25 protein-coding genes and 2 tRNA genes are annotated in these 26,729 nt (G+C 72.1%); 20 read left to right on the forward strand and 7 right to left on the reverse strand.

The window, feature by feature from the left end:
- Positions 1-12: 12 nt before the first annotated feature.
- The 7 genes from OG594_RS02375 to OG594_RS02405 all read left to right on the forward strand — a co-directional run bounded on the left by OG594_RS02375 (position 13) and on the right by OG594_RS02405 (position 7,211).
- Positions 13-1,164: an acyl-CoA dehydrogenase family protein gene (locus tag OG594_RS02375; RefSeq protein ID WP_266594833.1), complete on the forward strand. Its 1,152-nt coding sequence runs from the start codon at positions 13-15 to the stop codon at positions 1,162-1,164.
- Positions 1,161-2,159: a bifunctional MaoC family dehydratase N-terminal/OB-fold nucleic acid binding domain-containing protein gene (locus OG594_RS02380; protein ID WP_266594834.1), complete on the forward strand. Its 999-nt coding sequence runs from the start codon at positions 1,161-1,163 to the stop codon at positions 2,157-2,159. Before OG594_RS02375 ends, OG594_RS02380 begins: the two co-directional genes overlap by 4 nt.
- A complete protein-coding gene (locus tag OG594_RS02385; RefSeq protein ID WP_266594835.1) occupies positions 2,159-3,190 on the forward strand; it encodes an acyl-CoA dehydrogenase family protein in 1,032 nt (343 codons plus the stop codon). The genes OG594_RS02380 and OG594_RS02385 overlap by 1 nt, the downstream gene beginning before the upstream one ends.
- A complete protein-coding gene (locus OG594_RS02390) occupies positions 3,187-3,570 on the forward strand; it encodes a MaoC family dehydratase (RefSeq protein ID WP_266594836.1) in 384 nt (127 codons plus the stop codon). The genes OG594_RS02385 and OG594_RS02390 overlap by 4 nt, the downstream gene beginning before the upstream one ends.
- On the forward strand, positions 3,567-4,733 hold the full coding sequence (locus OG594_RS02395) for a lipid-transfer protein (protein ID WP_266594837.1): 1,167 nt from the start codon (positions 3,567-3,569) through the stop codon (positions 4,731-4,733). The genes OG594_RS02390 and OG594_RS02395 overlap by 4 nt, the downstream gene beginning before the upstream one ends.
- Positions 4,734-4,867: 134 nt before the next feature.
- Entirely contained in the window at positions 4,868-5,401 is a 534-nt protein-coding gene (locus OG594_RS02400; RefSeq protein WP_266594838.1) for a SigE family RNA polymerase sigma factor, read from the forward strand.
- A gap of 160 nt (positions 5,402-5,561) precedes the next feature.
- Positions 5,562-7,211, forward strand: coding sequence for a long-chain fatty acid--CoA ligase (locus OG594_RS02405; RefSeq protein WP_266594839.1), 1,650 nt, complete (start codon positions 5,562-5,564; stop codon positions 7,209-7,211).
- A gap of 13 nt (positions 7,212-7,224) precedes the next feature.
- Here the strand turns inward: OG594_RS02405 and OG594_RS02410 are convergent, their stop codons facing one another.
- From OG594_RS02410 to OG594_RS02420, 3 genes are all read right to left on the reverse strand, one after another.
- The gene (locus OG594_RS02410; RefSeq protein WP_266594840.1) at positions 7,225-7,800 is read right to left on the reverse strand and encodes an antibiotic biosynthesis monooxygenase; all 576 of its coding nucleotides are present in this window, start codon (positions 7,798-7,800) and stop codon (positions 7,225-7,227) included.
- A gap of 13 nt (positions 7,801-7,813) precedes the next feature.
- Positions 7,814-11,185 (reverse strand): PAS domain-containing protein, encoded by a 3,372-nt coding sequence (locus OG594_RS02415; RefSeq protein WP_266594841.1) that lies wholly within the window; start codon positions 11,183-11,185, stop codon positions 7,814-7,816.
- A gap of 120 nt (positions 11,186-11,305) precedes the next feature.
- Positions 11,306-11,731 (reverse strand): SSI family serine proteinase inhibitor, encoded by a 426-nt coding sequence (locus tag OG594_RS02420; RefSeq protein WP_266594842.1) that lies wholly within the window; start codon positions 11,729-11,731, stop codon positions 11,306-11,308.
- 188 nt (positions 11,732-11,919) lie between these two features.
- On the opposite strand from OG594_RS02420, the gene OG594_RS02425 reads away from it, so the two are divergent.
- The 3 genes from OG594_RS02425 to OG594_RS02435 all read left to right on the forward strand — a co-directional run bounded on the left by OG594_RS02425 (position 11,920) and on the right by OG594_RS02435 (position 12,878).
- A tRNA-Ser gene (locus OG594_RS02425) sits at positions 11,920-12,010 on the forward strand.
- 218 nt (positions 12,011-12,228) lie between these two features.
- A tRNA-Arg gene (locus OG594_RS02430) sits at positions 12,229-12,301 on the forward strand.
- Positions 12,302-12,512: 211 nt separating this feature from the next.
- Positions 12,513-12,878, forward strand: coding sequence for a PH domain-containing protein (locus OG594_RS02435; protein ID WP_030762749.1), 366 nt, complete (start codon positions 12,513-12,515; stop codon positions 12,876-12,878).
- Positions 12,879-12,890: 12 nt separating this feature from the next.
- Here OG594_RS02435 and OG594_RS02440 read toward each other — a convergent pair whose 3' ends face one another.
- Complete coding sequence (locus OG594_RS02440; RefSeq protein ID WP_266594843.1) at positions 12,891-13,802, reverse strand: SMP-30/gluconolactonase/LRE family protein; 912 nt, start codon at positions 13,800-13,802, stop codon at positions 12,891-12,893.
- A gap of 107 nt (positions 13,803-13,909) precedes the next feature.
- Here OG594_RS02440 and OG594_RS02445 point away from each other — a divergent pair, with 107 nt between their 5' ends.
- The 9 genes from OG594_RS02445 to OG594_RS02485 all read left to right on the forward strand — a co-directional run bounded on the left by OG594_RS02445 (position 13,910) and on the right by OG594_RS02485 (position 23,334).
- The gene (locus OG594_RS02445) at positions 13,910-14,344 is read left to right on the forward strand and encodes an Lrp/AsnC family transcriptional regulator (RefSeq protein ID WP_266594844.1); all 435 of its coding nucleotides are present in this window, start codon (positions 13,910-13,912) and stop codon (positions 14,342-14,344) included.
- The gene (locus tag OG594_RS02450) at positions 14,341-15,234 is read left to right on the forward strand and encodes a DUF2797 domain-containing protein (protein WP_266594845.1); all 894 of its coding nucleotides are present in this window, start codon (positions 14,341-14,343) and stop codon (positions 15,232-15,234) included. Before OG594_RS02445 ends, OG594_RS02450 begins: the two co-directional genes overlap by 4 nt.
- Before the next feature lie 170 nt (positions 15,235-15,404).
- A complete protein-coding gene (locus OG594_RS02455) occupies positions 15,405-15,743 on the forward strand; it encodes an antibiotic biosynthesis monooxygenase (RefSeq protein ID WP_266594846.1) in 339 nt (112 codons plus the stop codon).
- Entirely contained in the window at positions 15,727-16,608 is an 882-nt protein-coding gene (locus OG594_RS02460; protein ID WP_266594847.1) for an amidohydrolase family protein, read from the forward strand. The genes OG594_RS02455 and OG594_RS02460 overlap by 17 nt, the downstream gene beginning before the upstream one ends.
- A 137-nt stretch (positions 16,609-16,745) precedes the next feature.
- Positions 16,746-17,513 carry a response regulator transcription factor gene (locus tag OG594_RS02465; protein WP_323185157.1) on the forward strand — a complete coding sequence of 256 codons (768 nt, stop codon included), beginning with the start codon at positions 16,746-16,748 and terminating at the stop codon, positions 17,511-17,513.
- Entirely contained in the window at positions 17,513-19,063 is a 1,551-nt protein-coding gene (locus OG594_RS02470) for a cell wall metabolism sensor histidine kinase WalK (protein WP_266594848.1), read from the forward strand. The genes OG594_RS02465 and OG594_RS02470 overlap by 1 nt, the downstream gene beginning before the upstream one ends.
- Positions 19,064-19,088: 25 nt before the next feature.
- Positions 19,089-20,357: a bifunctional glycosyltransferase family 2/GtrA family protein gene (locus OG594_RS02475; protein WP_266594849.1), complete on the forward strand. Its 1,269-nt coding sequence runs from the start codon at positions 19,089-19,091 to the stop codon at positions 20,355-20,357.
- Complete coding sequence (locus tag OG594_RS02480; protein ID WP_266594850.1) at positions 20,354-22,591, forward strand: glycosyltransferase family 39 protein; 2,238 nt, start codon at positions 20,354-20,356, stop codon at positions 22,589-22,591. The genes OG594_RS02475 and OG594_RS02480 overlap by 4 nt, the downstream gene beginning before the upstream one ends.
- An 89-nt stretch (positions 22,592-22,680) precedes the next feature.
- Positions 22,681-23,334 carry a TetR/AcrR family transcriptional regulator gene (locus OG594_RS02485; protein WP_266594851.1) on the forward strand — a complete coding sequence of 218 codons (654 nt, stop codon included), beginning with the start codon at positions 22,681-22,683 and terminating at the stop codon, positions 23,332-23,334.
- On the opposite strand, the gene OG594_RS02490 is transcribed toward OG594_RS02485, so the two are convergent.
- Both OG594_RS02490 and OG594_RS02495 read right to left on the reverse strand, forming a co-directional pair.
- Positions 23,324-24,889: an MDR family MFS transporter gene (locus OG594_RS02490; protein WP_323185296.1), complete on the reverse strand. Its 1,566-nt coding sequence runs from the start codon at positions 24,887-24,889 to the stop codon at positions 23,324-23,326. The two genes, OG594_RS02485 and OG594_RS02490, sit on opposite strands and share 11 nt — an antisense overlap.
- Positions 24,890-24,963: 74 nt before the next feature.
- Complete coding sequence (locus OG594_RS02495; RefSeq protein WP_266602538.1) at positions 24,964-25,356, reverse strand: MarR family winged helix-turn-helix transcriptional regulator; 393 nt, start codon at positions 25,354-25,356, stop codon at positions 24,964-24,966.
- 262 nt (positions 25,357-25,618) lie between these two features.
- On the opposite strand from OG594_RS02495, the gene OG594_RS02500 reads away from it, so the two are divergent.
- The gene (locus OG594_RS02500; RefSeq protein WP_266594852.1) at positions 25,619-25,855 is read left to right on the forward strand and encodes a hypothetical protein; all 237 of its coding nucleotides are present in this window, start codon (positions 25,619-25,621) and stop codon (positions 25,853-25,855) included.
- A 31-nt stretch (positions 25,856-25,886) separates the two neighbouring features.
- Here the strand turns inward: OG594_RS02500 and OG594_RS02505 are convergent, their stop codons facing one another.
- A complete protein-coding gene (locus OG594_RS02505; protein ID WP_266594853.1) occupies positions 25,887-26,687 on the reverse strand; it encodes a hypothetical protein in 801 nt (266 codons plus the stop codon).
- Between the last annotated feature and the right edge of the window lie 42 nt (positions 26,688-26,729).

The raw sequence follows: 26,729 nt of genomic DNA on the forward strand, positions 1-26,729 counted from the left end.
GAGGCCAGCGCCGTGCACCTCGCCCCGACCGAAGGCCAGTTGCGGCTCCGCGCCGAACTGCACGCGTACTTCAAGGACCTGATGCCGGACGGCCTCCCCGACGATCCGGCCCGCCAGCGCGAACTCCTGCGCCGCATAGGCGCCGATGGGCTCCTCGGTCTCGGCTGGCCCGTCGAGTACGGCGGCGGGGGACGGGGCGCTGACGAGCAGTTCGTCTTCTTCGACGAGGCCTACCGGGCCGGTGCCCCCGTCTCCATGGTCACCCTCAACACCGTCGGCCCGACCCTGATGAAGTACGGGACCGAGGAGCAGAAGGACTACTTCCTCCCTCGGATCCTGGCGGGCGACATCGTCTTCGCCATCGGATACTCCGAACCCGAGGCCGGCACCGACCTCGCCGCCCTGCGCACGCGCGCCGTCCGAGACGGCGCCGACTGGTTGATCGACGGGCAGAAGGTCTTCACCTCCAACGCCCAGAACGCGGACTGGATCTGGCTCGCCTGCCGCACGGACCCCGAGGCTCCCAAGCACAAGGGCATCTCGATCATCCTGGTGCCCACCGATGCCCCCGGCTTCTCCTGGACCCCGATCGACACCGTCGGCGGGCTCACCACCACGGCCACGTACTACGACCGCGTCCGCGTGCCCGCCGGCCATCTCGTCGGTCCCGAGAACGGCGGCTGGGGTCTGATCACCAACCAGCTCAACCACGAGCGCGTCGCCCTCGCCGCCATCGGCATGCAGGCCGAGGACTTCTACGCGCACGCGCTCGACCACGCCCGCACCCCTGACCCGGTCACCGGCGACCGCCCCGCCGACCTCCCCTGGGTGCGGTCCCGGCTCGCCGAGGCGCACGCACGCCTGGCCGCCGTACGCCTCCTCAACTGGCGGCTCGTCCAGGACGTGGGCAGCGGCGCGCTGGCCCCCGGTGACGCCAGCGGGGTGAAGTTCCTCGGTACCGAGTCCACCGTCGAGGTGTACCGGATGTGCCAGGAGGTGGTGGGTGAGGAGGGCCTGATCCGCGGGCCCGCGGCGTTCGCGGGCGGCGAGCTCGAACGGATGAACCGGGCCGCCCAGATCAACACGTTCGGCGGCGGGGTCAGCGAGGTCCAGCGGGAGATCGTCGCCATGATGCGGCTCGGCATGAAGGGGAGGAAGCGATGACGGCGGACGCGGGCGTGAACGACGTGGAGACGGCCGGGGGCGCGGCAGCGGCAGCAACCGAAACTGGGCCCGAGGCCGAGGAGGCAGCCCGGTTCCACACGCTGTTGGCGGCCTTCGAGGGGCAGCCGGCCGCCGCCGCGGCCCGGGGCAAGGACGCGGTCAACGAGCCGATGATCCGCCACTGGTGCGAGGCGATGGGCGATGCCAACCCCGCCTACACGGGCCCGGACGCCATCGCGCCGCCCACCATGCTCCAGGCCTGGACCATGGGCGGCCTCTCCGGCCACGCGGACCGCTCCTCCGCCTACGACGAGCTCCTCGCGCTCCTCGACGGCGCCGGCTTCACCTCCGTGGTCGCCACCGACTGCGAGCAGGAGTACCACCGTCCCCTGCGCCCCGGCGCCGCGATCACCTTCGACGCCGTCATCGAGACCGTGTCGCCCCGCAAGACGACCAAGCTGGGCACCGGCCACTTCGTGACCACCCGCATGGACGTCCAGGCGGACGGGGCGCTCGCCGGCACCCACCGCTTCCGCATCCTCAAGTACGCGCCCACTGGCAGGCCGGTGAAGCGGCCCCCGGCACAGCGGCCCTCGTCGCAGCGCCCCCGCCCGGTGGTCAACCGCGACAACCAGGGGTTCTGGGACGGGGTGCGCGACCACAAGCTGCTGATCCAGCGCTGTACTTCCTGCACCACCCTCCGCTTCCCGTGGCTCCCCGGCTGCAACGCCTGCGCGAGCCCCGCCTGGGACACGGTCGAGGCCTCCGGCGCCGGCACGGTGTTCAGCTACGTGGTCATGCACCACCCGCCCTTCCCGGCCTTCGACCCGCCCTACGCGGTCGCACTCGTCGAGCTCGCCGAAGGAGTCCGGATGATCAGCAACATCACCGGCGTGCCCTACGACAAGGTGCGCATCGGCCTCCCCGTCCAGCTGGAGTTCCTGCGCGTCGACGCCGGCCTCGAACTCCCCGTCTTCCGTGGGAGCGAGGGCTGATGGACTTCCACCCCACCGAGGAGCAGGCCGCCGCGGTCGGTCTCGCCGCCCGGATCCTCTCCGATCTCGCCACCCACGAGCGCCTCGCCGAAGCCGGCACCGGCAGCGACGCCGAGCTGTGGAAAGCCCTCACCGCGGCCGGATTGATCGCTGCGGTCGAGGAGGTCGGCCTGCTCGGGCTGGTCCTGCTGCTGGAGGAACAGGGCCGCACCACCGCGCAGGTCCCGTACGCCGCCACCTGCGCCTACGGGATCCTTCCCGTGGTCGCGCACGGCAGCCCCGAGCAGCGCGCCCGCCTGCTGCCCGTCCTCAGTACGGGCGAGGCGGTGGCCACAGGCGCGTTCCCGGCGCGCGGCCGGATCACCGCCGAGGGCGGCCGGCTCACCGGCACCGCCCCCGCCGTGCCGTGGCTGCGCGACGCCACGCACGTACTGGTCCCGGACACGGACCGGGCGCTGTGGCTCGTACGGACCGACGCGCCCGGTGTGCGGACTTTTCCGGTGGAGACCACCGCCCCGTGGTCGGCGGGCCGGCTGGTGCTGACCGCGGCCGAGGGAGAGCGCCTCGGTTCGGACGGCGCGTACGAGGCCACGCTCGACGCCGCCCGCACCGCCTTCGCCGGGCTCCAGGCGGGCGTCTGCGCGGGCTCTCTCGCCCGCGCGGTGGAATACACCTCCACCCGGGAGCAGTTCGGCAGGCCGCTCTCCACCAACCAGGGCGTCATGCTGCGCGCGGCCGACGCGTACATGGACACCGAGGCGATCCGGGTCACCACGTACGAGGCGGCCTGGCGCATCGACCAGGGTCTTCCGGCACACGAGCACGCGCTGACGGCCGCCTGGTGGGCATCGGAGGCGGGCAAGCGGGTCGTGCACGCGGGCCAGCACCTGCACGGCGGCATGGGCGCCGACCTCGACCACCCCGTCCACCGCCACTTCCTGTGGGGACGCCAACTGGACGCCTACCTGGGCTGCGGCAGCGAGCTGCTGGCCGAGCTCGGAGCTTCGATAGCCGAGGGGGAGCAGGCATGAACGTCGGCGACACGCTGCCGCCACTGGAGATCCCGGTCACCCGCACGCTGATCGTCGCGGGCGCGATCGCCTCCCGCGACTACCAGGACGTGCACCACGACGCGGCGCTCGCGCAGGAGAAGGGTTCCCCGGACATCTTCATGAACATCCTGACCACGAACGGCCTGGTCGGCCGCTACATCACCGACCACCTCGGGCCGCGCGCCGTCCTGCGCAAGGTGGCCATCCGCCTGGGCGCCCCCAACTACCCGGGCGACACGATGACCCTCACCGGCACCGTCACCGCCGCGTCCGGGACCACCATCGAGATCCGCGTGGTCGGGGCCAACGGTCTCGGGCACCACGTCACGGGAACGGTCACCGCGGAGGTGCCGGCATGAGCGTCCGCACCCGCGACGAGCTCGGCGGCCGCGCCGCCATCGTCGGCATCGGAGCGACCGAGTTCTCCAAGGACTCTGGCCGCAGCGAGCTCAAGCTCGCGGTCGAGGCGGTGCACGCCGCCCTCGACGACGCCGGGCTCACCCCCGCCGATGTCGACGGCATGGTCACCTTCACCATGGACACCAGCCCCGAGATCACCGTCGCCCAGGCGGGGGGCATCGGGGACCTGTCCTTCTTCTCCCGCATCCACTACGGCGGCGGCGCGGCCTGCGCCACCGTCCAGCAGGCCGCCCTCGCCGTCGCCAGCGGGGTCGCGGAGGTCGTCGTCTGCTACCGCGCCTTCAACGAGCGCTCCGGGCGCCGCTTCGGCTCCGGGGTCCAGCAGCGGGAGCCCTCGGCGGAGGGGGCGGCGCTCGGCTGGTCGCTGCCCTGGGGGCTGCTGACCCCCGCCTCCTGGGTGGCCATGACCGCCCAGCGCTACTTGCACACCTACAACCTCACCCCCGAGGCATTCGGGCACGTCGCGGTCACCGACCGCCGGCACGCCGCGAACAACCCCGCCGCCTACTTCTACGGCAAGCCCATCACCCTCGCCGATCACGCCGCCTCGCGCTGGATCGTGGAGCCGCTGCGGCTGCTGGACTGCTGCCAGGAGACGGACGGCGGCCAGGCCGTCGTCGTCACCACAACCGAGCGCGCCCGGGACCTGAGACACGCGCCCGCCGTGATCACCGCGGCCGCGCAGGGCGCGGGGCGCCGCCAGGAGGGCATGACCTCCTTCTACCGTGACGACCTCACCGGGCTGCCGGAGATGGACGTGGTCGCCCGCCAGCTGTGGCGGACCAGTGGGCTGCGGCCCTCGGACATCGACGTCGGCATCCTCTACGACCACTTCACCCCCTTCGTGCTGATGCAGCTGGAGGAGTTCGGATTCTGCGCGCCGGGCGAGGCCGCGGATTTCGTGGCCGCGGACGCGCTGCCGCTCAACACCCACGGCGGCCAGCTCGGAGAGGCGTACCTACACGGGATGAACGGCATCGCCGAGGCCGTTCGCCAGCTGCGCGGCACCTCCGTCAACCAGGTCGCGCGGGCGGCGCACGCTCTCGTCACGGCCGGTACCGGGGTCCCGACCTCCGGTCTGATCCTCGGCGCCGACGGCTGAGATCCGGGCCCCGTGGCCCCCGCCCCCTCCACCTTCAGGGGGTGGGGGCGGCCCTGTTCCTACAACCTGAGGTGGATCCACCATCGGCACCTGCGGCCGATCCCACGGCGGACGGGCGCTCCTAGCGTGGAGACATGACCACGCCTGTGTGCACACTCGCCTCGAACCCGACGCCGTACCCGTCGTTCTCGGCGTACGTCCGGACCCGCGGCACGGTCCTGATGCGCACCGCGCGCTCCCTCACAGCCAACCCGTGCGATGCGGAGGACCTGCTCCAGACCGCCCTCGCGAAGACGTACGTGGCCTGGGACCGGATCGAGGACCACCGCGCCCTGGACGGCTACGTCCGTCGGACCCTCGTCAACACCCGTACCTCCCAATGGCGCAAGCGCAGGGTCGACGAGTTCGCATGCGACGAGCTCCCGGAGCCCGAGGCGGTCTCGGCCGGCGACCCCGCCGAGGCGCAGGCGCTGCGCGATGCGATGTGGCGTGCGGTGACCCGGCTGCCCGACCGACAGCGGGCCATGGTCGTCCTGCGGTACTACGAGGACCTGAGCGAGGTGCAGACGGCGGAGCTGCTCGGGGTGTCGGTCGGCACGGTCAAGAGCGCGGTCTCCCGCGCGCTGGGCAAGCTCCGCGAGGACCCGGAGCTCATGCCGGTCCGGTGACGGATGGTGTTTCACGTGAAACGTGAGGACGTCCGGGGATGTTTCACGTGAAACACGCCCTGGTTTCTACCCCCGGGTAGTGACAGACCGAGCGGTACGTGCGCAGAATCGGCAGCATCCGTAGCCGCCGCAGCGCCGCAGCGCTCACCGGGAGGACGCTTTGCTCAGCACCATGCAGGACGTACCGCTCCTCGTCACCCGCATACTCCGACACGGGATGACGATCCACGGGAAGTCCCAGGTCACGACCTGGACCGGGGAGGCTGAGCCGCAGCGCCGCAGCTTCGCCGAGATCGGCAACCGCGCCACCCGTCTCGCCGGCGCCCTGCGCGACGAGCTCGGAGTGCAGCAGGACGAGCGGGTCGCCACCCTCATGTGGAACAACGCCGAGCACGTCGAGGCGTACTTCGCGATCCCCTCCATGGGCGCGATCCTGCACACCCTCAATCTGCGGCTCCCCCCTGAGCAGCTGGTCTTCATCGTCAACCACGCCGCCGACCGGGTGGTCCTGGTCAACGGCACGCTGCTGCCCCTGCTCGCGCCACTGCTGCCGCACCTGCCGACCATCGAGCACGTGGTGGTCAGTGGCATCGGCGACCGCTCCGCGCTCGAAGGCCTGAACGTGCGGGTGCACGAGTACGAGGAGCTCCTCGAAGGCGCCTCCGACAGCTTCGACTGGCCCGAGCTGGACGAGCGCCAGGCCGCCGCGATGTGCTACACCTCCGGCACCACCGGGGAGCCCAAGGGCGTCGTCTTCTCACACCGTTCGGTCTACCTGCACTCCATGCAGGTCAACATGGCCGAGTCGATGGGCCTGACGGACCGGGACACCACGCTCGTCGTGGTCCCGCAGTTTCACGTGAACGCCTGGGGACTGCCGCACGCCACCTTCATGACCGGTATCAACATGCTGATGCCGGACCGCTTCCTGCAGCCCGCCCCGCTCGCCGAGATGATCGAGCGGGAGAAGCCCACGCACGCCGCGGCCGTCCCCACCATCTGGCAGGGACTGCTGGCCGAGGTCACGGCCAACCCGCGCGACCTGACCTCGATGAAGCAGGTCACCATCGGCGGCTCGGCCTGTCCGCCCGCCCTGATGGAGGCGTACGACAAGCTCGGCGTCCGCGTCTGCCACGCCTGGGGCATGACCGAGACCTCGCCGCTGGGCACGATGGCGCACCCGCCGGCCGGCCTGAGCGCCGAGGAGGAGTGGCCCTACCGGATCACCCAGGGTCGCTTCCCGGCGGGCGTCGAGGCCCGCCTGATCGGCCCCGCCGGTGACCTCCTGCCCTGGGACGGCGAGTCGGCGGGCGAGCTGGAGGTGCGCGGCAACTGGATCGCGAGCTCCTACTACGGCGGCGCGTCCGGCGAATCCTTCCGGCCCGAGGACAAGTTCAGCGCCGACGGTTGGCTCAAGACCGGCGACGTCGGTGTGATCAGCGCCGACGGCTTCCTCACCCTCACCGACCGCGCCAAGGACGTCATCAAGTCCGGCGGCGAGTGGATCTCCAGCGTGGACCTGGAGAACGCGCTGATGGCGCACCCCGAGGTCGCCGAGGCCGCCGTCGTCGCCGTCCCCGACGAGAAGTGGGGAGAGCGCCCGCTGGCCACGGTCGTCCTCAAGGAGGGCGCGAGCGTGAACTACACGGGTCTGCGCGAGTTCCTCTCCCAGACCATCGCCAAATGGCAGCTGCCGGAGCGCTGGACGTTCATCGAGGCGGTGCCGAAGACCAGCGTCGGCAAGTTCGACAAGAAGGTGATCCGCAAGCAGTACGCGGACGGCGCGCTGGACGTCACCAAGCTCGACTGACGACCGCGGGCGCCTAACCCCGGGTGAGCCATGGCCGCAGCAGCCTGCTGACTGCGGGCATGGCCAGGTAGGTCATCAGGGTGCTGAACACGACGGCGAAGGCGGCCGTCCGCAGCACGAAGTGCAGATCCACCAGGTACGGCCCGAGCACCGCGTTGCCGATCAGCGAGATCGGGAAGATGGCCAGCCCCGAGCTGATCGCCATCTTCCACCGCGGCGGCGCGGGCCGGGTCGTACCCGGCTTGGCGAACCAGGTCTCCATGCCGTGAAGTTCCCGGCGGGCTATCTCCGTGTGGTGGTGGCCGAGGCAGTTGGCGAACCACTGCGCCCGCTCCGGGGAGTCCTGCCAGCGCTGGAACGCGGCCTGATTGCGGAAGCGGTGGACCAGGAACCACGGCCCGCCCTCCGCCGCCGGCCGGAAGAGCCCGTACCCGAGGTGGTCCGGGAAGCCCGCGGCCGTCTCCAGGATGCCGTGGGCCCAGGCCTCGAAGGTCTCCTCGTGGCCGGGCTCCACCTGCCGTGCGATGAGCAGATTCACCTCCCCGTTGTCGGCGGGGACGGTGTGCTCGCTCGTGTTGGTGATGGCCATCGGCCCAGGATTACTAGTTGGTGCCGATCTTGGCCAGGAGGTCCACGATGCGGCCCTGGACGTCCGCCGTGGTGGACCGTTCCGCGAGGAAGAGGACGCTCTCGCCGGAGGCGAGCCGCGGCAGTTCGGCCGGGTCGATGCCGGTCGCGGTGTAGACGACCAGAGGGGTGCGGTTCAGCTGCCCGTTGGCGCGCAGCCAGTCCACGATCCCGGCCCGCCGACGGCGCACCTGCATCAGGTCCATGACCACCAGGTTGGGTCGCATCCGCGTGGCCAGTTCCACGGCGTCGGTGTCGGCACCCGCCCGTGCGACCTGCATGCCGCGCCGTTCCAGGGCGGCGGTCAGCGCGGTCGCGATCTCGTCGTGCTCCTCGATCAGCAGCACCCGGGAGGGGTGCTGTTCGCTGTCGCGCGGCGCCAGTGCCTTCAGCAGCACGGCGGGGTCGGCGCCGTACGCCGCCTCGCGCGTGGCATGCCCCAGCCCGGCCGTGACCAGTACGGGGACCTCCGCGGCCACCGCGGCCTGGCGCAGGGACTGTAGGGCCGTCCGGGTGATCGGCCCGGTCAGCGGGTCGACGAACAGCGCGGCGGGGAACGCGGCGATCTGCGCGTCCACCTCCTCGCGGGAGTGCACGATCACCGGCCGGTAGCCGCGGTCGCTCAGCGCCTGCTGCGTCTGCACGTCGGGCGCGGGCCACACCAGGAGCCGGCGCGGGTTGTCCAGGGGCTCCGGCGGCAGCTCGTCGTCCACGGGACGCGGCGCGGGCCGGTTGACGACCTCGACGGCGCCTCCCGGGCCGTCCAGCGGCTCGGGGCCCTCGTCGGCGCCGGCCTCGGGCGCCCCTATCGCGAAGGCACGGCCCTGCGGGGCGGGCTCGGCGAGCCGGCGACGGCGGCCGGAACCGGAAGCCGCACCGGAACCGGAGGCCGGGCCGGAGCCGCCCGGGTCGACGGAAATGCCCTGGCCGAGGGTGCCGAGGGCGCGCACGCTGATCGGCTGCGCGGCCTGGCCCTCCGCCGGGGTGTCCTGCGGCCGACGCGCACCGGGGAGCGCGACCTGGCCGGAGGCCTCGTCGTCCTCGGGAGCGGTACGGGCCGCCGGAACGGGCCACGCCGGGGCGCCGGCCAGCGCGCGGCGCCGGCCGGTCGGGTTCTCGGCGGACTCGTCGGGCTGCGCGGCGGCAGCGGCGGCGGCAGGGGTAGCGGCGGTGGCGGCCTCGGGCTCGGCGCCCGGGGCGCCCAGCACCCGGCGACCGCGCCGCCCGCCCGGGGCGTCGGCGTCGGCAGCGGCAGCGGCGGGAGCCGGTGTCGGGCCGGCGGGCAACGCGAAGCCGCCCTCGGGGGCGATGGGCCGCGCCGGAACGGGAACGGGAGCGGGAGCGGGCGCCGGCCCGAGCCCGGTCGCGGGGACGGGGCCGCCGGGCTGCGCCGGACCGGCCGGGCCCAGTGCCCGGCGCCGCCCGGCGGGATGCTCGGTCACCGGAACCGGGGGCACCGCGGGGACGGGCGGGAGCGCGGGCATGGCGGTGCCCTGCGGGGGCACGGGCCGCCCGGGGCCGTCGTGCCCGCCGGTGCCTTCGGCCTCATCGCTGCCGTCACCGGCCCGGCCGCGCCTGCGTCCGGTGCCGAGTCCCGCCGGGTTCACCGGGGACTGCGCGAGTTCGGGGCCCGTCTCGGGAGCGTCGCCGGCCTCGCCCGCGCGGCGCCGCCCGGAAGGCAGCGCCAGCGCGCCGCCCTGAGCGGCCTGAGCGGCCTGAGCGGCCCGAGCCGGCTCGGGGCCGGTGTTCTCGTCGTCCAGGAAGGCGTCCACCCCGCGCCGGCCGCGCCGGCCGCCGGAGACCTTGCCGGGAGCCGCGCCCCCGGCCGTCCCCGCGCCGTCCGTGGCCGGACCGGCCGGGGGCTCCTCCGCCGGCTCCGGCAGGACCACGGTCCCGGCACCCGAGCCGAGCGGGAGCTCCAGCACGTACGCCCCGCCGGGCGCGCCCGGAACCTCCACCGTCTGCAGCACGCCGCCGTGCGCGGCCACGATCCCCCGCACGATCGGCTCGTGGACCGGGCTCCCGCCCTCGTACGGCCCGCGCACCTCGATCCGTACGACGTCGCCGCGCTGCGCGGCGGCCACCACGATCGTCGAGTCGCTGTAGCCGCTGCCCTGACGGGTCTTGCCGGTCGCGTCCACCCCGGCCACGTCCGCGACCAGGTGGGCGAGTGCGGTCGAGATCCGGTCCGCGTCCACCTCGGCCTCGATGGTCGGCGCGTGGACGGCGAACTGCGCGCGGCCCGGACCGATCAGCTCGACGGCCCCGTCGACGCCCGCCGTGACGACGGTGTTGATCAGGACCTTCTTCTTCGTGAGCCGGTCCCGGCCGGTGTCCAGGCGCTGGTAGCCGAGGACGTTGTCCACCAGCGTGGTCATCCGTGAGTACCCGGCGGCCAGGTGGTGCAGCAGCTGGTTGGCCTCGGGCCACAGCTGTCCGGCGTCGTCGGCGGCCAGCGTCGCCAGCTCACCGCGCAACTCGTCCAGCGGTCCCCGCAGGGACTCGCCGAGGACGGCCATCAGCTGCGCGTGCCGCGCGGCGAGGGCGTCGTAGGGCCGCCGGTCGGTGAAGGTCATGACGGCGCCGACGAGCTGTTCCCCGTCCCGTACGGGCGAGGTGGTCAGGTCGACGGAGACCGGCTGTCCGGCCTTGTTCCACAGCACCTGCCCGCGGACGCGGTGCTTGCGCCCGCTGCGCAGGGTGTCGGCGAGCGGGGACTCCTCGAAGGGGAAGGGTGAGCCGTCGGCGCGGGAGTGCTGGATGAGGCCGTGCAGTTCGCGGTTGCCGAGGTCGGTGGCGCGGTAGCCGAGGATCTGGGCGGCGGCCGGGTTGACCAGCACCACCCGTCCGTCGGTGTCGGTGCCCACGACACCTTCGGCGGCGGCGCGCAGGATCATCTCGGTCTGCCGCTGCGACCGGGCCAGCTCGGCCTCGGTGTCCACGGTCTGCGAGAGGTCACGGACCACGAGCATCAGCAGCTCGTCACCCGTGTAGGAGGGTTGCGGTTCGCGGTAGGCGTCGCGTCCGTCGAGATGGGCGCTGGTGAGCTCGACGGGGAACTCGGAGCCGTCGGTACGGCGCGCGATCATCCGCTTGGGTTTCGTGCGGCCGCCGTCGTCCTCGCCGGGCCGGCGCATGGAGCCGGGGATCAGCTTGGAGTCGAACTCGGGCAGGAGGTCGAGCACGCCCCGGCCGACGAGCCCGGTGCCGGGGCTCTCCATGATCTCGAGCGCGATCGAATTGGCGTTGACGACCGTGCCGTTGGCGTTGACGAGCAACAGCGCGTCCGGAAGGGCATCGAGTATTGCTGCGAGGCGAGCAGCGCCTCGGGATGGCCTGCTGCTCACGACGAGCTTCCTCCCTGACCAACAACTACCGGCAAGTCACGGGAGGAGTCTAAGGCCACAGGCCCGCGATGGGGTGGCCGATGTGTGGTGGATACCGCCCATCTTGCGCATCCTCCCAGGTCAGGAACGCCCACTCGGAAGCAGAGGTTCCAACTCGTCCCAGCGTCGGATTTCGCATCCGTTGGTCCGCCGGAACGTGGCGTCCACTTTGTAGCCGTTCCACGTTCCGGTGATCCGGGCGGTGGCCGGACCCCCGTGCTGCATGCTGCAGATCTGCCGCTTGGAGACGGGGGCAAAGGGGTCCTTCCCCTCGCGGGCGAACTCGTCCAGCCGGGCGCAGGCCCCTTCCGCTTCCGGGTGGTCGCCGCCGACGGGGTCGCATTCGAGCAGGTACTCCCGGTCCAGCCGGTGGTTTCCGGTGTCGGCCATGGCGATGGTGAGGCGGTCGGGGGTCGCCAGCAGCCGGCCCAGTGGGAGCGGGGGCAGCGGACCGGCCACCGTGGCGGCCAGGGCGGAGGTGACGGCGAAGGCGGCGAGACGCAGCATGGGGCACTCCAGGTCGTCCGTACACGTCGTACGCCTGCCCAACGACGCGGGCGCGCTGACGTTGCGTGCCGCGGCCGCATTAAGGCTTTGCCCTCCGGCCGTCCTGCCTTGTACCGTGGGAGCGGATTGGTGAGGGGCCCTGCGCCTGTGTCATCATCTGCACGCACCCTCGTACGCGGGGGTGTGCTGGAGGCGTCGCCTAGTCCGGTCTATGGCGCCGCACTGCTAATGCGGTTTGGGTCTTACCGCCCATCGAGGGTTCAAATCCCTCCGCCTCCGCACCTCATCGAAGCCCCGGTCCTGACGGACCGGGGCTTCGATGCGTTCCGGGACGATCCGCTCCGCTCCACCCTCTGTGCGAACCCATCCGGATGATCTCCATCCGGCTCGTTTTCGCAGGTCAGCAGCGGTTTGGGTAATGGATTTCGCGTCCCGGCGAGGTCCATGTATTGTTGTTCTCGCAAGGCCAACGGGGCGAAAAACCCCGGGAAGCCCAAGCACTCGTAGCTTAACGGATAGAGCATCTGACTACGGATCAGAAGGTTGCAGGTTCGAATCCTGCCGAGTGCACAGCAAGAAAGAGGCCCCCAGGAGAAATCCTGGGGGCCTCTTTCGTATGTCCTGACGGCCCGCCGTCTCCTCCTTGATGGGGACGGGGTCCCCCGGAAGATGTCAGGGGTGGGATGGCTCTGGCGGGGGACGTGGACGAGGGGTCTGGCTCGGTACGGTTTGTGAAGATCGTTCGAAGCCGGAAATCCGGAGCTGGAAAACGGGGGCACTCATGGGACTGTTCGGGAACGCGCACACCGTCGACCCGGTGTCGGCGCAGCGGGACTACGCGCGGCTGCTGGGGCAGGGGGAGCAGGTCCACGCCGCGTACCTGCTGATCCGGGACACGATCCTGTTCACCGACCGGCGGCTGGTGCTCGTCGACAAGCAGGGGCTCACGGGGAAGAAGGTGGAGTACCACTCCGTCCCCTACCGGAGTATCACGCACTTCTCCGTCGAGACCGCCGGGCACTTCGATCTCGACGCCGAGCTCAAGATTTGGATATCCGGCAGCTCGACGCCGATCGAGAAGACCTTCACCAAGGGCGTCGACATCTACGAGGTGCAGGCGATCCTGACCCAGTTCGTCGCCCGGTAGGCGGTTCGGCCGTCAGAGGACCCGGGGCAGGCCCGTCACCGACATCACCAGTGAGTAGAGGGAGGTGGTGGCGGTGATGAAGAGGCGGTTGTTCTTGGGGCCGCCGAAGGCGATGTTCGAGACCGGTTCGGGGACGCGGAGGCGGCCGATCAGGGTGCCGTCCGCGGCGTAGCACTGGACGCCGTTCTCCATGGCGGCGGCCCACAGTCGCCCCTCGTCATCGAAGCGGATGTTGTCGACCCCGGGGCATGCGGCAAAGACGCGGTCGTCGGTGACGGTGCCGTCGTCGGCGACCTTGAAGGCGCGGATGTGGCCGGCCCGGCTGTCCGCGGCGTACAGCTCGCTCTCGTCGGGGGAGAAGACCAGGCCGTTGGGGCCGAGGAAGCCGTCGGCGACGGTTCGGACCTCTCCGGTCGAGGGGTCGGCCCGGTAGAGGTTGCAGGCGCCGATCTCGCTGGGTGCGCGGTGGCCCTCGTAGTCGCTGGTGATGCCGAAGTCCGGGTCGGAGAACCAGAGGGAGCCGTCCGAGCGGACGACCGCGTCGTTCGGGCTGTTGAGCCGCTTGCCGTCGATGCGGTCGGCGATCACGGTCAGGCTGCCGTCGGGTTCGGTGCGGGTGACGCGCCGGTTGCCTTGTTCACAGGTGATCAGGCGGCCTTCGCGGTCCAGGGTGTTGCCGTTGGAGTGGCCGGCCGGGGAGCGGAAGACGGAGACCGCGCCGGTCGCCTCGTCCCAGCGCAGCATCCGGTCGTTGGGGATGTCGCTCCACACCAGTTGTCGCCAGGCGGGCAGGTAGAGCGGGCCCTCCGCCCAGCGGCAGTCGTCGTAGAGCCGATCCAGCCGGGCGTCGCCGTTGGCGCAGCGGCCGGTCCGGAAGCGCTCGTCCAGAATCTCGTACAAGGCCAGGTCGGCTATGGCAGACACGATTCCCCCTGAAAGAGTCACGCCGAATGCTGTTCGGTCTGGAGGTGAGATTGCAGGATCAGGTACCGTCTTCGCAAGGGTCGACAGGCCCATGAGAGGAAGATTGCGTGGACGACATCGACCGTGCGCTCGTCCTGCGGCTGCAGCAGGACGCCGGCCAGTCGTACGCCGCTCTCGGCACGGCCGTCGGGCTCTCGGCGGGGGCCACCCACGAGCGGGTACGGAAACTGCGCGAACGCGGGGTGATCCGGCGGACCACCGTCGACGTCGACCCGGCGGCCGTCGGCAGCGGAGTCCTGGCCTACGTGATGGTCGACTCCAATGCCTGGATGGGCGAGTCCGGCGCCGACTTCGCAGCGATCCCCGAGATCCAGGAGGCGCACATCATCGCGGGCAGTGCGTCCTTGCTGGTCAAGGTGCGCACGGCCTCGACCGAACAACTGCAGGACGTGCTGCGCCGCCTCTACGCCATCGACGGGGTCAGCGGTACGCACGCCACCGTCGTCCTGGACACCTTCTTCGAGCGGCCCCTCCCGCTGTGACCTGGTGGTGCACCGGGATCCGGTGGAAGGACGGCCACCCCGCCATCGGGTGGTACGGGGAGGGGCGCGGCGAGCGGGTGAGCGAGCTCGCGTACGGGCAGCGGATCGCCTTCGTGGCACGCGGGGAGCGGCACTGCCTCGGCGTGCGGCGGGCCGGGAAACGGACGCCCTGTCCCACCGCTGACACGGTGCCGGGCCGTGCCGGGAACGCGCAGTGCCCCGAGTGCGCCCGCCTCGACCGGTCGTTCTCCGTGGCGGCCGACACCAACGCCGCCGATCCGCGTACCTACCGGGTCTACCTGGCCTGGTTCGGTCCCGGCATGGTCAAGGTCGGGATCACCGCCGAGGAGCGCGGCTCGGCCCGGCTGCTGGAGCAGGGGGCGGTGGCCTGGGCTTGGCTCGGGCGCGGTCCACTGATGGCCACCCGGCGCACCGAGGAGCTGCTGCGGGCGGCGCTCGGGGTGCCCGACCGGATCGCGTACGCCCGTAAGCGCGGCGTACGTACCCACTTGCCGGCCGCGCCCGAACGGGCCCGGGAGGTCGCCGAACTGCACGCACGGGCGGCGGCGCTGCCCGGGTGGCCGGAGTCGCTGGAGCGGGTGGAGTGCGAAGTGGCCGACCACGCCCGGGCGTTCGGGCTGGACGTCCTGCCGGGCCTGCCCGGGCCGGCGCGGGTGCTCACCGAGATGGTGCCCGGCGGGTCCGTCGTGGGCCGGCTGGCGGGCGCGGCCGGTCCCGATCTGCACCTCGCGGACGGACTCGTGGTGGACACAAGGCTGTTGGCGGGCTGGGAGCTCACCGCTCCGGGGGGCGAAGCCGTGACCTCGGTACCGACGGCGCCGATCCCGTCCGCCTCCGCGGCTCCCGCCGAGCAGGGCGGGCTGTTCTGACACCGCTGGACCGAGGCGCGGAACGCGGAACAGTGAGCGGAACAGGGGGCGGAGCAGGGGGCGGAGCACGGCTCGGATCGTGGCGGCCATGGTCAAAACTTGGATCCCTTTGGCCTTCCGGGGCCGATTCCGGTGGACATGCCGGGGGCGCCCCGCAGAGGGTGTTCGACATGAGCATTCAGCCGGTACCGGCCTTCGAACCGCCTTACGTCATGGCCGTTTTCAGCAACACCCGCACCGACGACGACAGTGGTTACCCCGAGACCCTCGCGCGGATGAAGGAGATCGTCGGGACGAACCCGGGATACCTCGGCTACGAGTCCGCGCGTACCCCCGGAGGCCTCGGCATCACCGTGGCCTACTTCCGCGACCACGCGTCCCTCACCGCGTGGCGCGAGGACCTGGAGCACCAGGCGGCCATGAAGCAGGGCCGCTCCGACTGGTACGAGAGCCACACCCTGCACGTCGCGACCGTCGAGCGGAGCCACGGCTTTGTCCGCAACGGCTGAGGCGGTCCGCGCCTTCCGCGAGCGGCTCGGGCTGCCCGGACTGGTCGACGTCCACACGCACTTCATGCCCGAGCGGGTCCTGGACAAGGTGTGGGACTACTTCGACGCGGTCGGCCCGCTGACCGGCGTCGAGTGGCCCATCACCTACCGGCACGAGGAGGAGCAGCGCGTCGCGCTCCTGCGGGAGTTCGGGGTCCGGGCCTTCACCGCCATGCTCTACCCGCACAAACCGGCGATGGCTGCCTGGCTCAACGCCTGGTCCGCCGATTTCGCCGCCCGCACCCCCGACTGCCTACAGACCGCGACCTTCTTCCCGGAGGAGGGCGTGAGCGGGTACGTCCGCCAGGCCGTCGAGTCCGGAGCCCGGATCTTCAAGTCGCACCTCCAGGTCGGCGGCTACGACCCGAACGACGACCGGCTCGACCCCGTCTGGGGGCTACTGGCCGAGGCCGGCCTCCCGATCGTGATCCACTGCGCGTCGGGCCCCGTCCCGGGCAAGCACACCGGACCGGAGCCGATCGCCCGGCTGTTGGCCCGTCACCCGCGGTTGCCACTGGTCATCGCCCACATGGGCATGCCCGAGTACACCGATTTCCTCGACCTCGCCGACCGGTACGCCGAGGTGCGCCTGGACACCACCATGGCCTTCACCGACTTCTCCGAGCAGATGTACGGTTTCCCGCCCGGGGACCTCGGACGTCTCGTGGACCTCGGCGACCGGATCCTCCTCGGCACCGACTTCCCGAACATCCCCTACCCCTACGAGCACCAGCTCGCCGCGCTCGAACGGCTCGGCCTCGGCGACGACTGGTTGCGGGCGGTCTGCCACGACAACGGCGCCCGGCTGTTCCGCCTCGACGGCTGACGCCCCGGCCCCGTTCCGCCACGGCCCCGTCCCGGCCGCGGCACCGGCGTCCTGTCCCTCCTCGCGGATTCCCTTTCTCAGGAAATTCACAGATTGGCGCAAGAACGCTCTCAGAGGCACGGGACAGCGTGTTCGGTATGACTGCGACGACCACCTCCCATGCGTCCACGTCCACCAACCACCCGACGGCCCTGGTGCGGCCCGACGGCGGCCCCTGCCGGGTACTCGTCGTCGACGACGAGGCCTCGCTCTCCGAGCTGCTGTCCATGGCCCTGCGCTACGAGGGCTGCGAGGTCCGCACCGCCGGCGACGGTGCGGGCGCGGTGCGGGCGGCGCGGGAGTTCCGGCCCGACGTGGTCCTCCTCGACGTCATGCTTCCCGACATGGACGGCCTGGCCGTCCTCGGGCGCCTGCGCCGGGAGATCCCCCAGGTTCCCGTGCTGTTCCTGACCGCCAAGGACTCGTTGGAGGACCGGATCGCGGGCCTCACGGCGGGCGGCGACGACTACGTCACCAAGCCCTTCAGCCTGGAGGAGGTCGTGGCCCGGCTGCGCGGCCTGGTCCGGCGCTCCGGCGCTGCGCAGGCCGCGCGCGGCGGTTCGGTGCTGGCCGTCGGCGACCTGCGGCTGGACGAGGACAGCCACGAGGTGGTGCGGGGCGGCCAGGAGATCCACCTGACCGCCACCGAGTTCGAGCTGCTGCGCTACCTCATGCGCAACCCCCGGCGCGTGCTGAGCAAGGCGCAGATCCTGGACCGGGTGTGGTCCTACGACTTCGGCGGCCAGGCCAATGTGGTCGAGCTCTACATCTCCTACCTGCGCAGGAAGCTCGAGAGCGGCCCCGGTCTGCCCAGGATGATCCACACGCGCCGTGGCGCCGGATACCTGATCAAGCCGGGCGAGTAGTGGCATTCCGCAGGGACTGGCGACCACGTGGCCGCCGGCCCTGGTCGCTGCGCACCCGGCTCGTCGTCTCCGCGGTGGCACTGATCGCCGTGGTGGGTGCGGCCATCGGGACCGTCACCACGTTCGCCCTGCGCTCGTACCTGGTCACCGAGCTCGACGGGCAGCTGGAGACCTCCGTGAGGATGGCCGTCCGGGCTCCCGGCGGGAAGCCGGTCCGGGAGAACAGCGCCGGCTTCGTCGTGGCTCCCGGTAGCCCGCTGGACGCCGCCGGGATCCGCCTGGATCCCGCCGGGACCGTCCTCGGGACCGCCCGCAACGCCCGCGTCGACGGATGGTCGGCAGACCCGCCTCCGGCGCTGACCGAGGACCAGGGCAAGGCCCTCGCCCAGGCCGCGCGGAAATCCGCGCAGGGTACGCCCGGGCCGGTGGAGGCAGAGCTCCCGGGGCTCGGCAGCTACCGGGTACTGACCTCCCACGACGGGAGCCTCGCCCTCGGCTTCCCGCTGAGCGACGTCGACTCCACCGTGCGCACCCTGATCGGCGTGGAGCTCTGCGTCACGCTCGCCGGGCTGATCGCGGCCTCCCTCGCCGGTCAGGCACTGGTCGGGGTCGCCCTGCGCCCGCTGCGTCGGGTGGCCGCCACCGCCACCCGGGTCTCAGAACTGCCCCTGCACAAGGGCGAGCCCGCACTCCACGAGCGGGTACCGGACACCGAGGCCGATCCCCGTACCGAAGTGGGCCAAGTCGGCGCGGCCCTCAACAGGATGTTGGGCCATGTCTCCTCCGCCCTCACCGCCCGCCAGGAGAGCGAGATGCGGGTCCGGCAGTTCGTCGCCGACGCCAGCCATGAGCTGCGCACCCCGCTGGCCTCCATCCGCGGCTACGCCGAACTGACCCGACGGGGACGGGAGGAACCCGGCCCCGACACCCGGCACGCGCTGGGTCGGATCGAGTCCGAGGCCACCCGGATGACCGGCCTGGTCGAAGACCTGCTGCTGCTGGCCCGGCTCGACGCCGGCCGCCCGCTGTCCACCGGCGACTCCGACACCGACCTGGCCCCGCTCGTGATCGACGCCGTCAGCGACGCCCGGGCCGCGGGCCCCGAACACCACTGGCGCCTGAACCTGCCCGACGAGCCGGCACCGATCCGGGCCGACCCGGCACGGATGCAGCAGGTCCTGGTGAACCTGCTCGCCAATGCCCGTACCCACACCCCACCGGGGACCACCGTCACCGCGCATGTTTCACGTGAAACATCCGCCGTCCGGCTGCGGGTCGAGGACGACGGGCCCGGAATCACGCCCGACCTGCTCCCCCACGTCTTCGAGCGCTTCGCCCGCGGTGACGCCTCCCGCTCCCGCGCGGCGGGCTCCACCGGCCTCGGGCTCGCCATCGTCCAGGCCGTGGTCACGGCGCACGGTGGGCGGGTCGGCGTACGGAGCGAGCCCGGACGGACCTGCTTCGAGGTCCTGCTGCCGCACGCAGGGGCGGAGGCGTTCGGCGCGCCTACGGACTCACAGGCAGGGCACAGGCTCAGCACACAGCGGTGACAGGGCGCCCGGCGAATGTCGGAACATGCGAACCGACACCTCTCCCGGAGCCCTCCCGGCACGGGCGCCCCTCGCGCCCGTGCCCGGCGAGCCCGTCCTCGACGTGGTGATCCCCGTCTTCAACGAGGAGAAGGACCTCGGCCCGTGCGTCCGCAGGCTGCACGAGCACCTCAGCCGGACCTTTCCCTATCCCTTCCGGATCACGGTCGCCGACAACGCGAGCACCGACCGCACCCCTGAGGTCGCGCGTGGGCTCGCCGCAGCACTGGACGGTGTACGCAGCACACGCCTGGAGGAGAAGGGCCGGGGCAGGGCCCTGCGCCAGGTGTGGTCCGGTTCCGACGCCCCCGTCCTCGCCTACATGGACGTGGACCTCTCCACCGACCTCAACGCCCTGCTGCCGCTGGTCGCACCGCTGATCTCCGGCCACTCCGACCTCGCCATCGGCACCCGCCTGGCCCGGTCCTCGCGGGTGGTGCGGGGCGCGAAGCGGGAGCTCATCTCGCGCGCCTACAACCTCCTCCTGAGGTCCTCCCTCGCCGCCCGGTTCAGCGACGCGCAGTGCGGATTCAAGGCGATCCGGCGCGAAGTCGCCGAGCGGCTGCTGCCGCTGGTGGAGGACACGGGCTGGTTCTTCGACACCGAACTGCTCGTACTCGCCGAACGGGCCGGGCTGCGGATCCACGAGGTGCCGGTGGACTGGGTCGACGACCCCGACTCCACCGTCCACATCGTCCGGACCGCCACCGAGGACCTCAAGGGCGTTTGGCGCGTGGGCCGGGCCCTGGCGCTCGGCGCGCTCCCCCTGGACCGGCTCGCCCGCCCCTTCGGCGACGATCCGCGCGACCGCGCCGCACTGCCCGGAGTGGAGGGCGGACTCGCCCGCCAGCTGCTCGGCTTCTGCGCCGTCGGAGCGCTGTCCACCGTGCTCTACCTGCTCCTGTACTCCGCCTTCCGCGCCGGGACCGGCCCGCAGTTCGCCAACGGTGCCGCACTGCTGCTCTCCGCGCTCGCCAACACCGCCGCCAACCGCCGGCTCACCTTCGGGGTGCGCGGCCGGGACCGGGCCGTGCGCCATCAGGCCCAGGGCCTCGTGGTGTTCGGCATCGGGCTGGCCCTCACCAGCGGCTCCCTCGCCGCGCTCGGGGCGGCCACCGCCGATCCCGCGCACAGCACCGAACTGGCGGTGTTGATCACCGCCAACCTCGCCGCCACTGTGCTGCGCTTCCTGCTCTTCCGCGCCTGGGTCTTCCCCGAGCGGCGCGACACTCCCGTGAAGGACGACATCCGATGACCACGGCAGCACCCTCGCTCTTCCCGGTCCCCGAGGCCCGCGCCGGTACCGGCCGCCGCGCGGCGGTCGACCGCCCCCGCTGGGAACTCCCCTCCCTCGCCGGACTGCTGATCGCCACTGCCGTCCTGCTCCTGTGGGACCTCGGCTCCTCCGGCTACGCCAACTCCTTCTACTCCGCCGCCGTGCAGGCGGGCAGCGAGAGTTGGAAGGCCTTCTTCTTCGGCTCCTCCGACGCCGGCAATTCCATCACCGTCGACAAGCCCCCGGCGGCCCTGTGGCCGATGATGCTGTCCGTCCGGCTCTTCGGGCTCGGCTCCTGGCAGATCCTCGTACCGCAGGCCCTGATGGGCGTCGCGACCACCGGTGTGCTGTACGCCGCCGTGCGCCGCCAGTTCGGTCCCGGGGCCGGGCTGCTGAGCGGCGCCGCCTTCGCACTGACGCCCGTCGCCGCGTTGATGTTCCGCTTCAACAACCCCGACGCGCTGCTGACCCTGCTGCTGACCGTCACCGTGTACTGCGTGCTGCGCGCCCTCGACGGGGCCCGCACCCAGTGGCTGGTCTGGGCCGGGGTGGCGGTCGGCTTCGCCTTCCTCACCAAGACCCTGCAGGCCTTCGTCATCCTGCCGCCGCTGGCCCTCCTGTACGCCGTCTGCGCGCCCACCCGGCTGCGCAAGCGGCTCGGCCAATTGCTGCTGGCGGGGCTCGCGATGGTGGTGGCCGGCGGCTGGTGGGTCGCCGTCGTCGAACTGTGGCCGGCCGCCTCCCGCCCGTACATCGGCGGGTCGCAGAACAACTCCTTCCTGGAGCTGACCCTCGGCTACAACGGCCTCGGCCGGATCAACGGCAACGAGACCGGCAGCGTCGGCGGCGGCCGGGGCGGCGTCGGTGGCGGCGGAGGCTGGGGCGAGACCGGCATCGACCGGCTCTTCGCGGGCAACATCGGCGGGCAGATCGCCTGGCTGCTAGCGGCGGCCCTGATCCTGCTGGTGGCCGGTCTGGTGGTCACCTGGCGTGCCCGCCGGGCCACCGACTCCCTGGAGGGCATGGCCCGGGCGGCGTTCCTGGCCTGGGGCGGCTCGATGTTGATCACCGCGGTCGTGTTCAGCTACATGCAGGGCATCTTCCACGAGTACTACACCGTGGCGCTGGCGCCGTTCGTGGCGGCACTGATTGGCATGGGCGCCGCCGTGCTGTGGGAGGAGCGGGGCGGCAAGGCCGCCGCGATCACCCTGTCCGGCACGCTCGCGCTGACGGCGGTCTGGTCGTTCGTGCTGCTCGGCCGCGCCACCGGCTACCTGCCGTGGCTGCGCTGGGCGGTCCTGGTGGGCGGGCTGCTCGCCGCGGCCGCGCTGCCGTTCGCCGCGCAGGCCGGGCGCCGGGCGCTGCAGGCCACGGCGGCGCTGGGCGTGGCGGCGGCGCTGGCCGGGCCGTTCGCGTACTGCCTGACCACCGTGAGCACCGCGCACACCGGCTCGATCGTGACCGCCGGACCGGCGGTGGCGGGCGGCCGGGGCGGCCCCGGCGGGATGACGGGCGGTCCCGGTGGACCGGGTGGCACGGGCAGGTTCGGTGAGACGGTCCAGGATGGGCAGGGCCGCCAGGGCGGGATGCCGAACGGCGGCCGACAGGGCGGCGGGCAGCAGGGCGGCGGGCAGCAGGGCGGTGTGCCGCCTCAGGGGGCGATGCCGCAGGGCGGGATGCCGCAGGGTGCGATGGCCCCGGGCGGGATGGCTCCGGGCGGACTGCCGCAGGGCCAGAACGGACGTGGTGGCGAGCGGTTCGGTGGCGGCGGCCAGGGTGGTCCGGGCGGCCTGCTGAACGGTGCCCGGGTGAGCGCGGAAGCCAAGAAGGCCCTCACCACCGGCGCCGACGGGTACACCTGGGCGGCGGCCGCGATCGGTTCCCAGAACGCGGCGAGCTACCAACTGGCCTCCGGGGTGCCCGTCATGCCGATCGGAGGCTTCAACGGCAGCGACCCCTCGCCGACCCTGGAGCAGTTCCAGAAGTACGTGCGGGACGGGAAGATCCACTGGTTCATCGGTCAGAGCACCGGCGCCGGCGGCGGCGCCGAGGGCGGCATGCCGGGGGGCGGCGGTCGGGGCGGAGCCGGCGGCGGTCCGGGAGGTCCGGGCGGTGGCACCAGCACGGAGATCGAGACCTGGATCAAGGCCAACTTCAAGGAGACCACGGTCGGCGGAACCACCTTCTACGACCTGACGGCCCCGACGACCTGATCCGGCACGATCGGCAGGACACCCCCTAGCATCAAGAGGGCGGATCGGGCATTCCGGACCGATCCGCCTGTCGTGAGGAGGGTGCCTGCATGGTGACCGCGGCCGATCCCGGCGAGACCCGGACCAGCGTGTGGCTGGCCGCCAGACCTGCCGCACCCGCCCGACGCCGCAGCGAGGCACCCTCCGTGTTGGACCGGGACCGGATCACCGCCGCCACCGTGCGGCTGCTCGACGCCGACGGGCTGGCCCGGTTCTCCATGCGGCGGCTCGCCGCCGGGCTCGGCGTGACCGCGATGTCCCTGTACTGGTACGTGGACACCAAGCAGGACCTGCTCGAACTCGCCCTCGACCGCGCGTTCGGCGAGCTCAGGCCGCCGACCGCAGCCGCGGCGGGTGCGGTGGAGGGCGGCGGGACGGGCTGGCCGGGCCAGCTGCAGGCGCTGGCCCGCGGCTACCGGCGGGTGCTGGCGGACCACCCGTGGGTGGCTCCGCTCACCGCCGCGTTCCCGAACATCGGCCCGCACGCGCGGGCCTTCGACGCCGCCCTCCAGCGGCTGTTGGACGCCACCGGCCTGGTGGACGCCGCACGGACCGGCGCCCACCTGGCCGTCTCGCAGTTCCTGCACGGATGCGGCGGGACGGTCCGGCGGGCGCCGGAGGGCGACTTCTGCCTCGCGCTCGACGTCCTGATCGCGGGCATCGAGGCCAAGGCCCCGACCGGTCGGGCGCCGACTAGGCCTTGATGACGGCCTCGGCGGGGGCCGCCTCGTTCGAGGCCGCGGCCGGGGCGTGGGCCGCCGGCTTCGACTTCAGGGCGACTTCCTTGATGAACACCACCAGGACCAGGCCGAGCAGCGCGAACGGGGCGGCGTACAGGAAGACGTCGCCGACGCCGTGCCCGTACGCGGACTCGATGACCTCGCGGAACGGCGCGGGCAGCTTGTCCAGGTCGGGGATCCCGCCCCCGCCGGTGCCGCCGTGGCCCAGGGCCGCGGCCTTCGGCCCGAGGGCGGTGAGGCCGTCCTGGACGTAGTGGGTGACCCGGTTGGCCATGACCGCGCCCAGCGCGGAGACGCCCATGGCGCCGCCGAGCGAGCGGAAGAAGGTGACGACCGAGCTGGCCGCGCCCAGGTCCTCGGGGGCCACCTGGTTCTGGGTGGCGAGGACGAGGTTCTGCATCATCATGCCGAGACCGAGGCCCGTCACCGCCATGTAGATCGCGATGTGCCAGTAGGGGGTGTCGTAGCGGAGGGTGCCGAGCAGACCCAGACCGGCCGTCAGCAGGACGCCGCCGGAGACGAGCCAGGCCTTCCACTTGCCGGTCTTGGTGATCACCTGACCGGAAAGGGTGGAGGAGACGAAGAGGCCGGCGATCATCGGAATCGTGAGGATTCCGGACATCGTCGGGGACTCACCGCGGGCCAACTGGAAGAACTGGCTGAAAAACACGGTCCCCGAGAACATTGCGATGCCCACGAACAGGGAGGCCGCCGAGGCCAGGCTGATGGTCTTGTTGCGGAACAGCCGCAGCGGGATGATCGGGTCGCTCGCGCGGGACTCGACGAGGAGGAAGAGCAGGCCGAGCACGAGCGCACCGCCCGTCATCGCCCAGGTCTGCCAGGAGATCCACGCGTAGGAGTCACCGGCCTGCGTGACCCAGATCAGCAGCAGCGAGACGGCGCCGCTGATCAGGAAGGCGCCCAGCCAGTCGACCTTGACGTCGCGGCGCACGACCGGGAGGTGCAGGGTGCGCTGGAGCACGATCAGCGCGATGATCGCGAACGGCACGCCGACGTAGAAGCACCAGCGCCAGCCCAGCCACTCGGTGTCGGTGATGACACCGCCCAGCAGCGGGCCGCCGACGGTGGCGACGGCGAAGACCGCGCCCAGGTAGCCGCTGTACCGGCCGCGCTCGCGCGGGGAGATCATCGCGGCCATCACGATCTGCGCCAGGGCGGACAGACCGCCGACGCCGATGCCCTGGACCACGCGGCAGGCGATCAGCGTCCCGGTGTTCTGGGACAGGCCCGCGACCACGGAGCCGAGGACGTAGATCACGAGGGATATCTGGACCAGCAGCTTCTTGCTGAACAGGTCGGACAGCTTGCCCCACAACGGCGTGGCGGCCGTCATCGACAGCAGGGCGGCGGTGACCACCCAGGTGTACGAGGACTGGGTGCCGCCGAGGTCGCTGATGATCTGGGGGAGGGCGTTGGAGACGATCGTGGACGACAGGATCGCCACGAACATGCCGAGCATCAGCCCGGACAGCGCCTTCATGATCTGCGGGTGGGTCATGGTCACGGACGTGTCCGTGGATGCGGATGGGGTATCGGTCGTCGTCTCCGACTGGGCCATGTCTTTCCTTACTTCTAGAAGCTCGATCGGAGTCGGGCCAGCAGGGTGTTGAGCACGTCGATGTCCTGGGGGGACCAGTCGTGGAGGGCTCTTTCCAGCGAGGCCGTGCAGCGGGCGCCGATCTCGGAGAGGAGCGCCCGGCCGGCCGGGGTGATGCGCAGGATCCGGCAGCGCCCGTCGCCCGGGTCGGTCTCCCGCTCGATCCAGCCGCGGTCGGCGATGTGCGTGACGTGCCGGCTGGTCACCGAGATGTCGACCCCCATGAACTCGGTCAGCCGGCTCAGCCGCATCTCCCCGTGCCGGTCGAGCAGGGTGAGGACGACGGCGGCGCCGGGCGGGCAGTCCGGGGGGAGGCTGCGGGCGAGCTCGCGCTTGACCGCGCCGATTCCGGTGAGCTGGCGGGCCAGCTCCGCGTACGCAGCGGTCGGCGCTGCCGGAGTGACCGGGCCGGCCGGAGCTGCCGGAGCTGCCGGAGTGACCGGGCCGGTCGGAGCTGCCAGGGCTACCGGAGTGGTCGGGGCGCCCTGCAAGGTCGGAGCGGTCTGCGCGGTCACCGGGTCCCCCATCTCGTTGCTTGAGGCAACCATAGAAGCGCATGGTTGCTACAGGCAAATGAATCTGGGGGGTGGGGCGGTAAAGGAATCGGAAAACCGGCTAGGGTCCTGCTCCATGGCTGACAACCACAACTCACAGGTCCCCGAGGGCAACTACGACCCCGCGGGCAGCACGCAGATGTTCAAGGCCTTCGTCGAGGAGGCCGCACCCGCACGCCAGGCGGGTCCGGGAGCCCGTCAGCAGCGGCGCGCCGAGCAGCAGGCCGGGTCCTCGAAGTCGACCGCGAAGATCGGACTGATCGTCGCGCTCGTCCTCGTGATCGGCGCGGCTGCCTGGGTGGTCATGCGCTGACGGCGCCCGGCGCGGGCCGGGGGCACGGGACTCAGCTCCAGGTCGCGGTGACCTTCTGGGTGTCCACGTGCATGCCCAGCGGCACCCGCCAGGACTCCACGCACACCGTGTAGGTCTGCGTCTTCGAAGCCCCGCCCGCCAGGGGTGCCGGCAGGGGCTGGCTCGTGGTGATCGTGGCCCAGTCGACCCCGAGGGCGCCGATGATGTGCGTCGCGAAGCTGACCGTGCCCGAGCGGGCCGGGGTGGTTCCGGTGTTGGTGAAGGTCACGGTGACCCGCTCGCACCAGCGGTCGGCCGCGGCCGCCCTGACCGGCGCGGACAGCGTCAGCCGGGCCGGTGTGGAGGCGGGCGGGGCCGGCGGCGTCGTCCCGGGCCTGCCGGGCGGGCCCGTCGGGGTGCCCGGTGAGGTCGGCGAGGTCGGTGAGGTCGGCGCGGCGGGCGTCGCCGGCGTGCCGGGGGTGCCGGGATGCGGTGGGGTCCTGCCCGGCCCCGCGGAGGTGCCGGCGGCGCCTGCGGAGCCGCCGGGTCCCGTGGTCGTGGCTCCGCCCGCGGTGGATCCGCCAGGGGTTCCGGATCCCGCGGTACCGGTCGACGTACTGGAGGTCGTGGGCGACTGCGCGGCTCCGCCCGCCACGTCCGGGCCGCCGAGCTGCTGGAACTCCACCTGACCCCGCGGTGCCACGTTCTCCCCTGCGCCCCGTTCGGGGCCCGGGGCCGCGGCGCCCACGGCGACGTAGCCGTCCCGCGCCGGGCCGCCGCAGCCGGTGAGGCCGGCGGCGGCCGTGCAGCACAGGGCGAACAGGGTGGTGGCCGCTCGCGCTCCCTTTCGCATCGCGCCAGTTTTCCTGACGGATCGTCAATTGGGAAGCGCGAG

This window comes from Streptomyces sp. NBC_01214, assembly GCF_026340975.1.
Classification (GTDB): domain Bacteria; phylum Actinomycetota; class Actinomycetes; order Streptomycetales; family Streptomycetaceae; genus Streptomyces.

Bases quoted from the DNA above. Each gene is read 5' to 3' on its own strand.
- OG594_RS02380 (WP_266594834.1), top strand. From the start codon at position 1,161: ATGACGGCGGACGCGGGCGTGAACGACGTGGAGACGGCCGGGGGCGCG.
- OG594_RS02385 (WP_266594835.1), top strand. From the start codon at position 2,159: ATGGACTTCCACCCCACCGAGGAGCAGGCCGCCGCGGTCGGTCTCGCC.
- OG594_RS02390 (WP_266594836.1), top strand. From the start codon at position 3,187: ATGAACGTCGGCGACACGCTGCCGCCACTGGAGATCCCGGTCACCCGC.
- OG594_RS02395 (WP_266594837.1), top strand. From the start codon at position 3,567: ATGAGCGTCCGCACCCGCGACGAGCTCGGCGGCCGCGCCGCCATCGTC.
- OG594_RS02400 (WP_266594838.1), top strand. From the start codon at position 4,868: ATGACCACGCCTGTGTGCACACTCGCCTCGAACCCGACGCCGTACCCG.
- OG594_RS02410 (WP_266594840.1), bottom strand. From the start codon at position 7,800: ATGGCCATCACCAACACGAGCGAGCACACCGTCCCCGCCGACAACGGG.
- OG594_RS02420 (WP_266594842.1), bottom strand. From the start codon at position 11,731: ATGCTGCGTCTCGCCGCCTTCGCCGTCACCTCCGCCCTGGCCGCCACG.
- OG594_RS02435 (WP_030762749.1), top strand. From the start codon at position 12,513: ATGGGACTGTTCGGGAACGCGCACACCGTCGACCCGGTGTCGGCGCAG.
- OG594_RS02455 (WP_266594846.1), top strand. From the start codon at position 15,405: ATGAGCATTCAGCCGGTACCGGCCTTCGAACCGCCTTACGTCATGGCC.
- OG594_RS02465 (WP_323185157.1), top strand. From the start codon at position 16,746: ATGACTGCGACGACCACCTCCCATGCGTCCACGTCCACCAACCACCCG.
- OG594_RS02475 (WP_266594849.1), top strand. From the start codon at position 19,089: ATGCGAACCGACACCTCTCCCGGAGCCCTCCCGGCACGGGCGCCCCTC.
- OG594_RS02480 (WP_266594850.1), top strand. From the start codon at position 20,354: ATGACCACGGCAGCACCCTCGCTCTTCCCGGTCCCCGAGGCCCGCGCC.
- OG594_RS02485 (WP_266594851.1), top strand. From the start codon at position 22,681: ATGGTGACCGCGGCCGATCCCGGCGAGACCCGGACCAGCGTGTGGCTG.
- OG594_RS02490 (WP_323185296.1), bottom strand. From the start codon at position 24,889: ATGACCCACCCGCAGATCATGAAGGCGCTGTCCGGGCTGATGCTCGGC.
- OG594_RS02500 (WP_266594852.1), top strand. From the start codon at position 25,619: ATGGCTGACAACCACAACTCACAGGTCCCCGAGGGCAACTACGACCCC.
- OG594_RS02505 (WP_266594853.1), bottom strand. From the start codon at position 26,687: ATGCGAAAGGGAGCGCGAGCGGCCACCACCCTGTTCGCCCTGTGCTGC.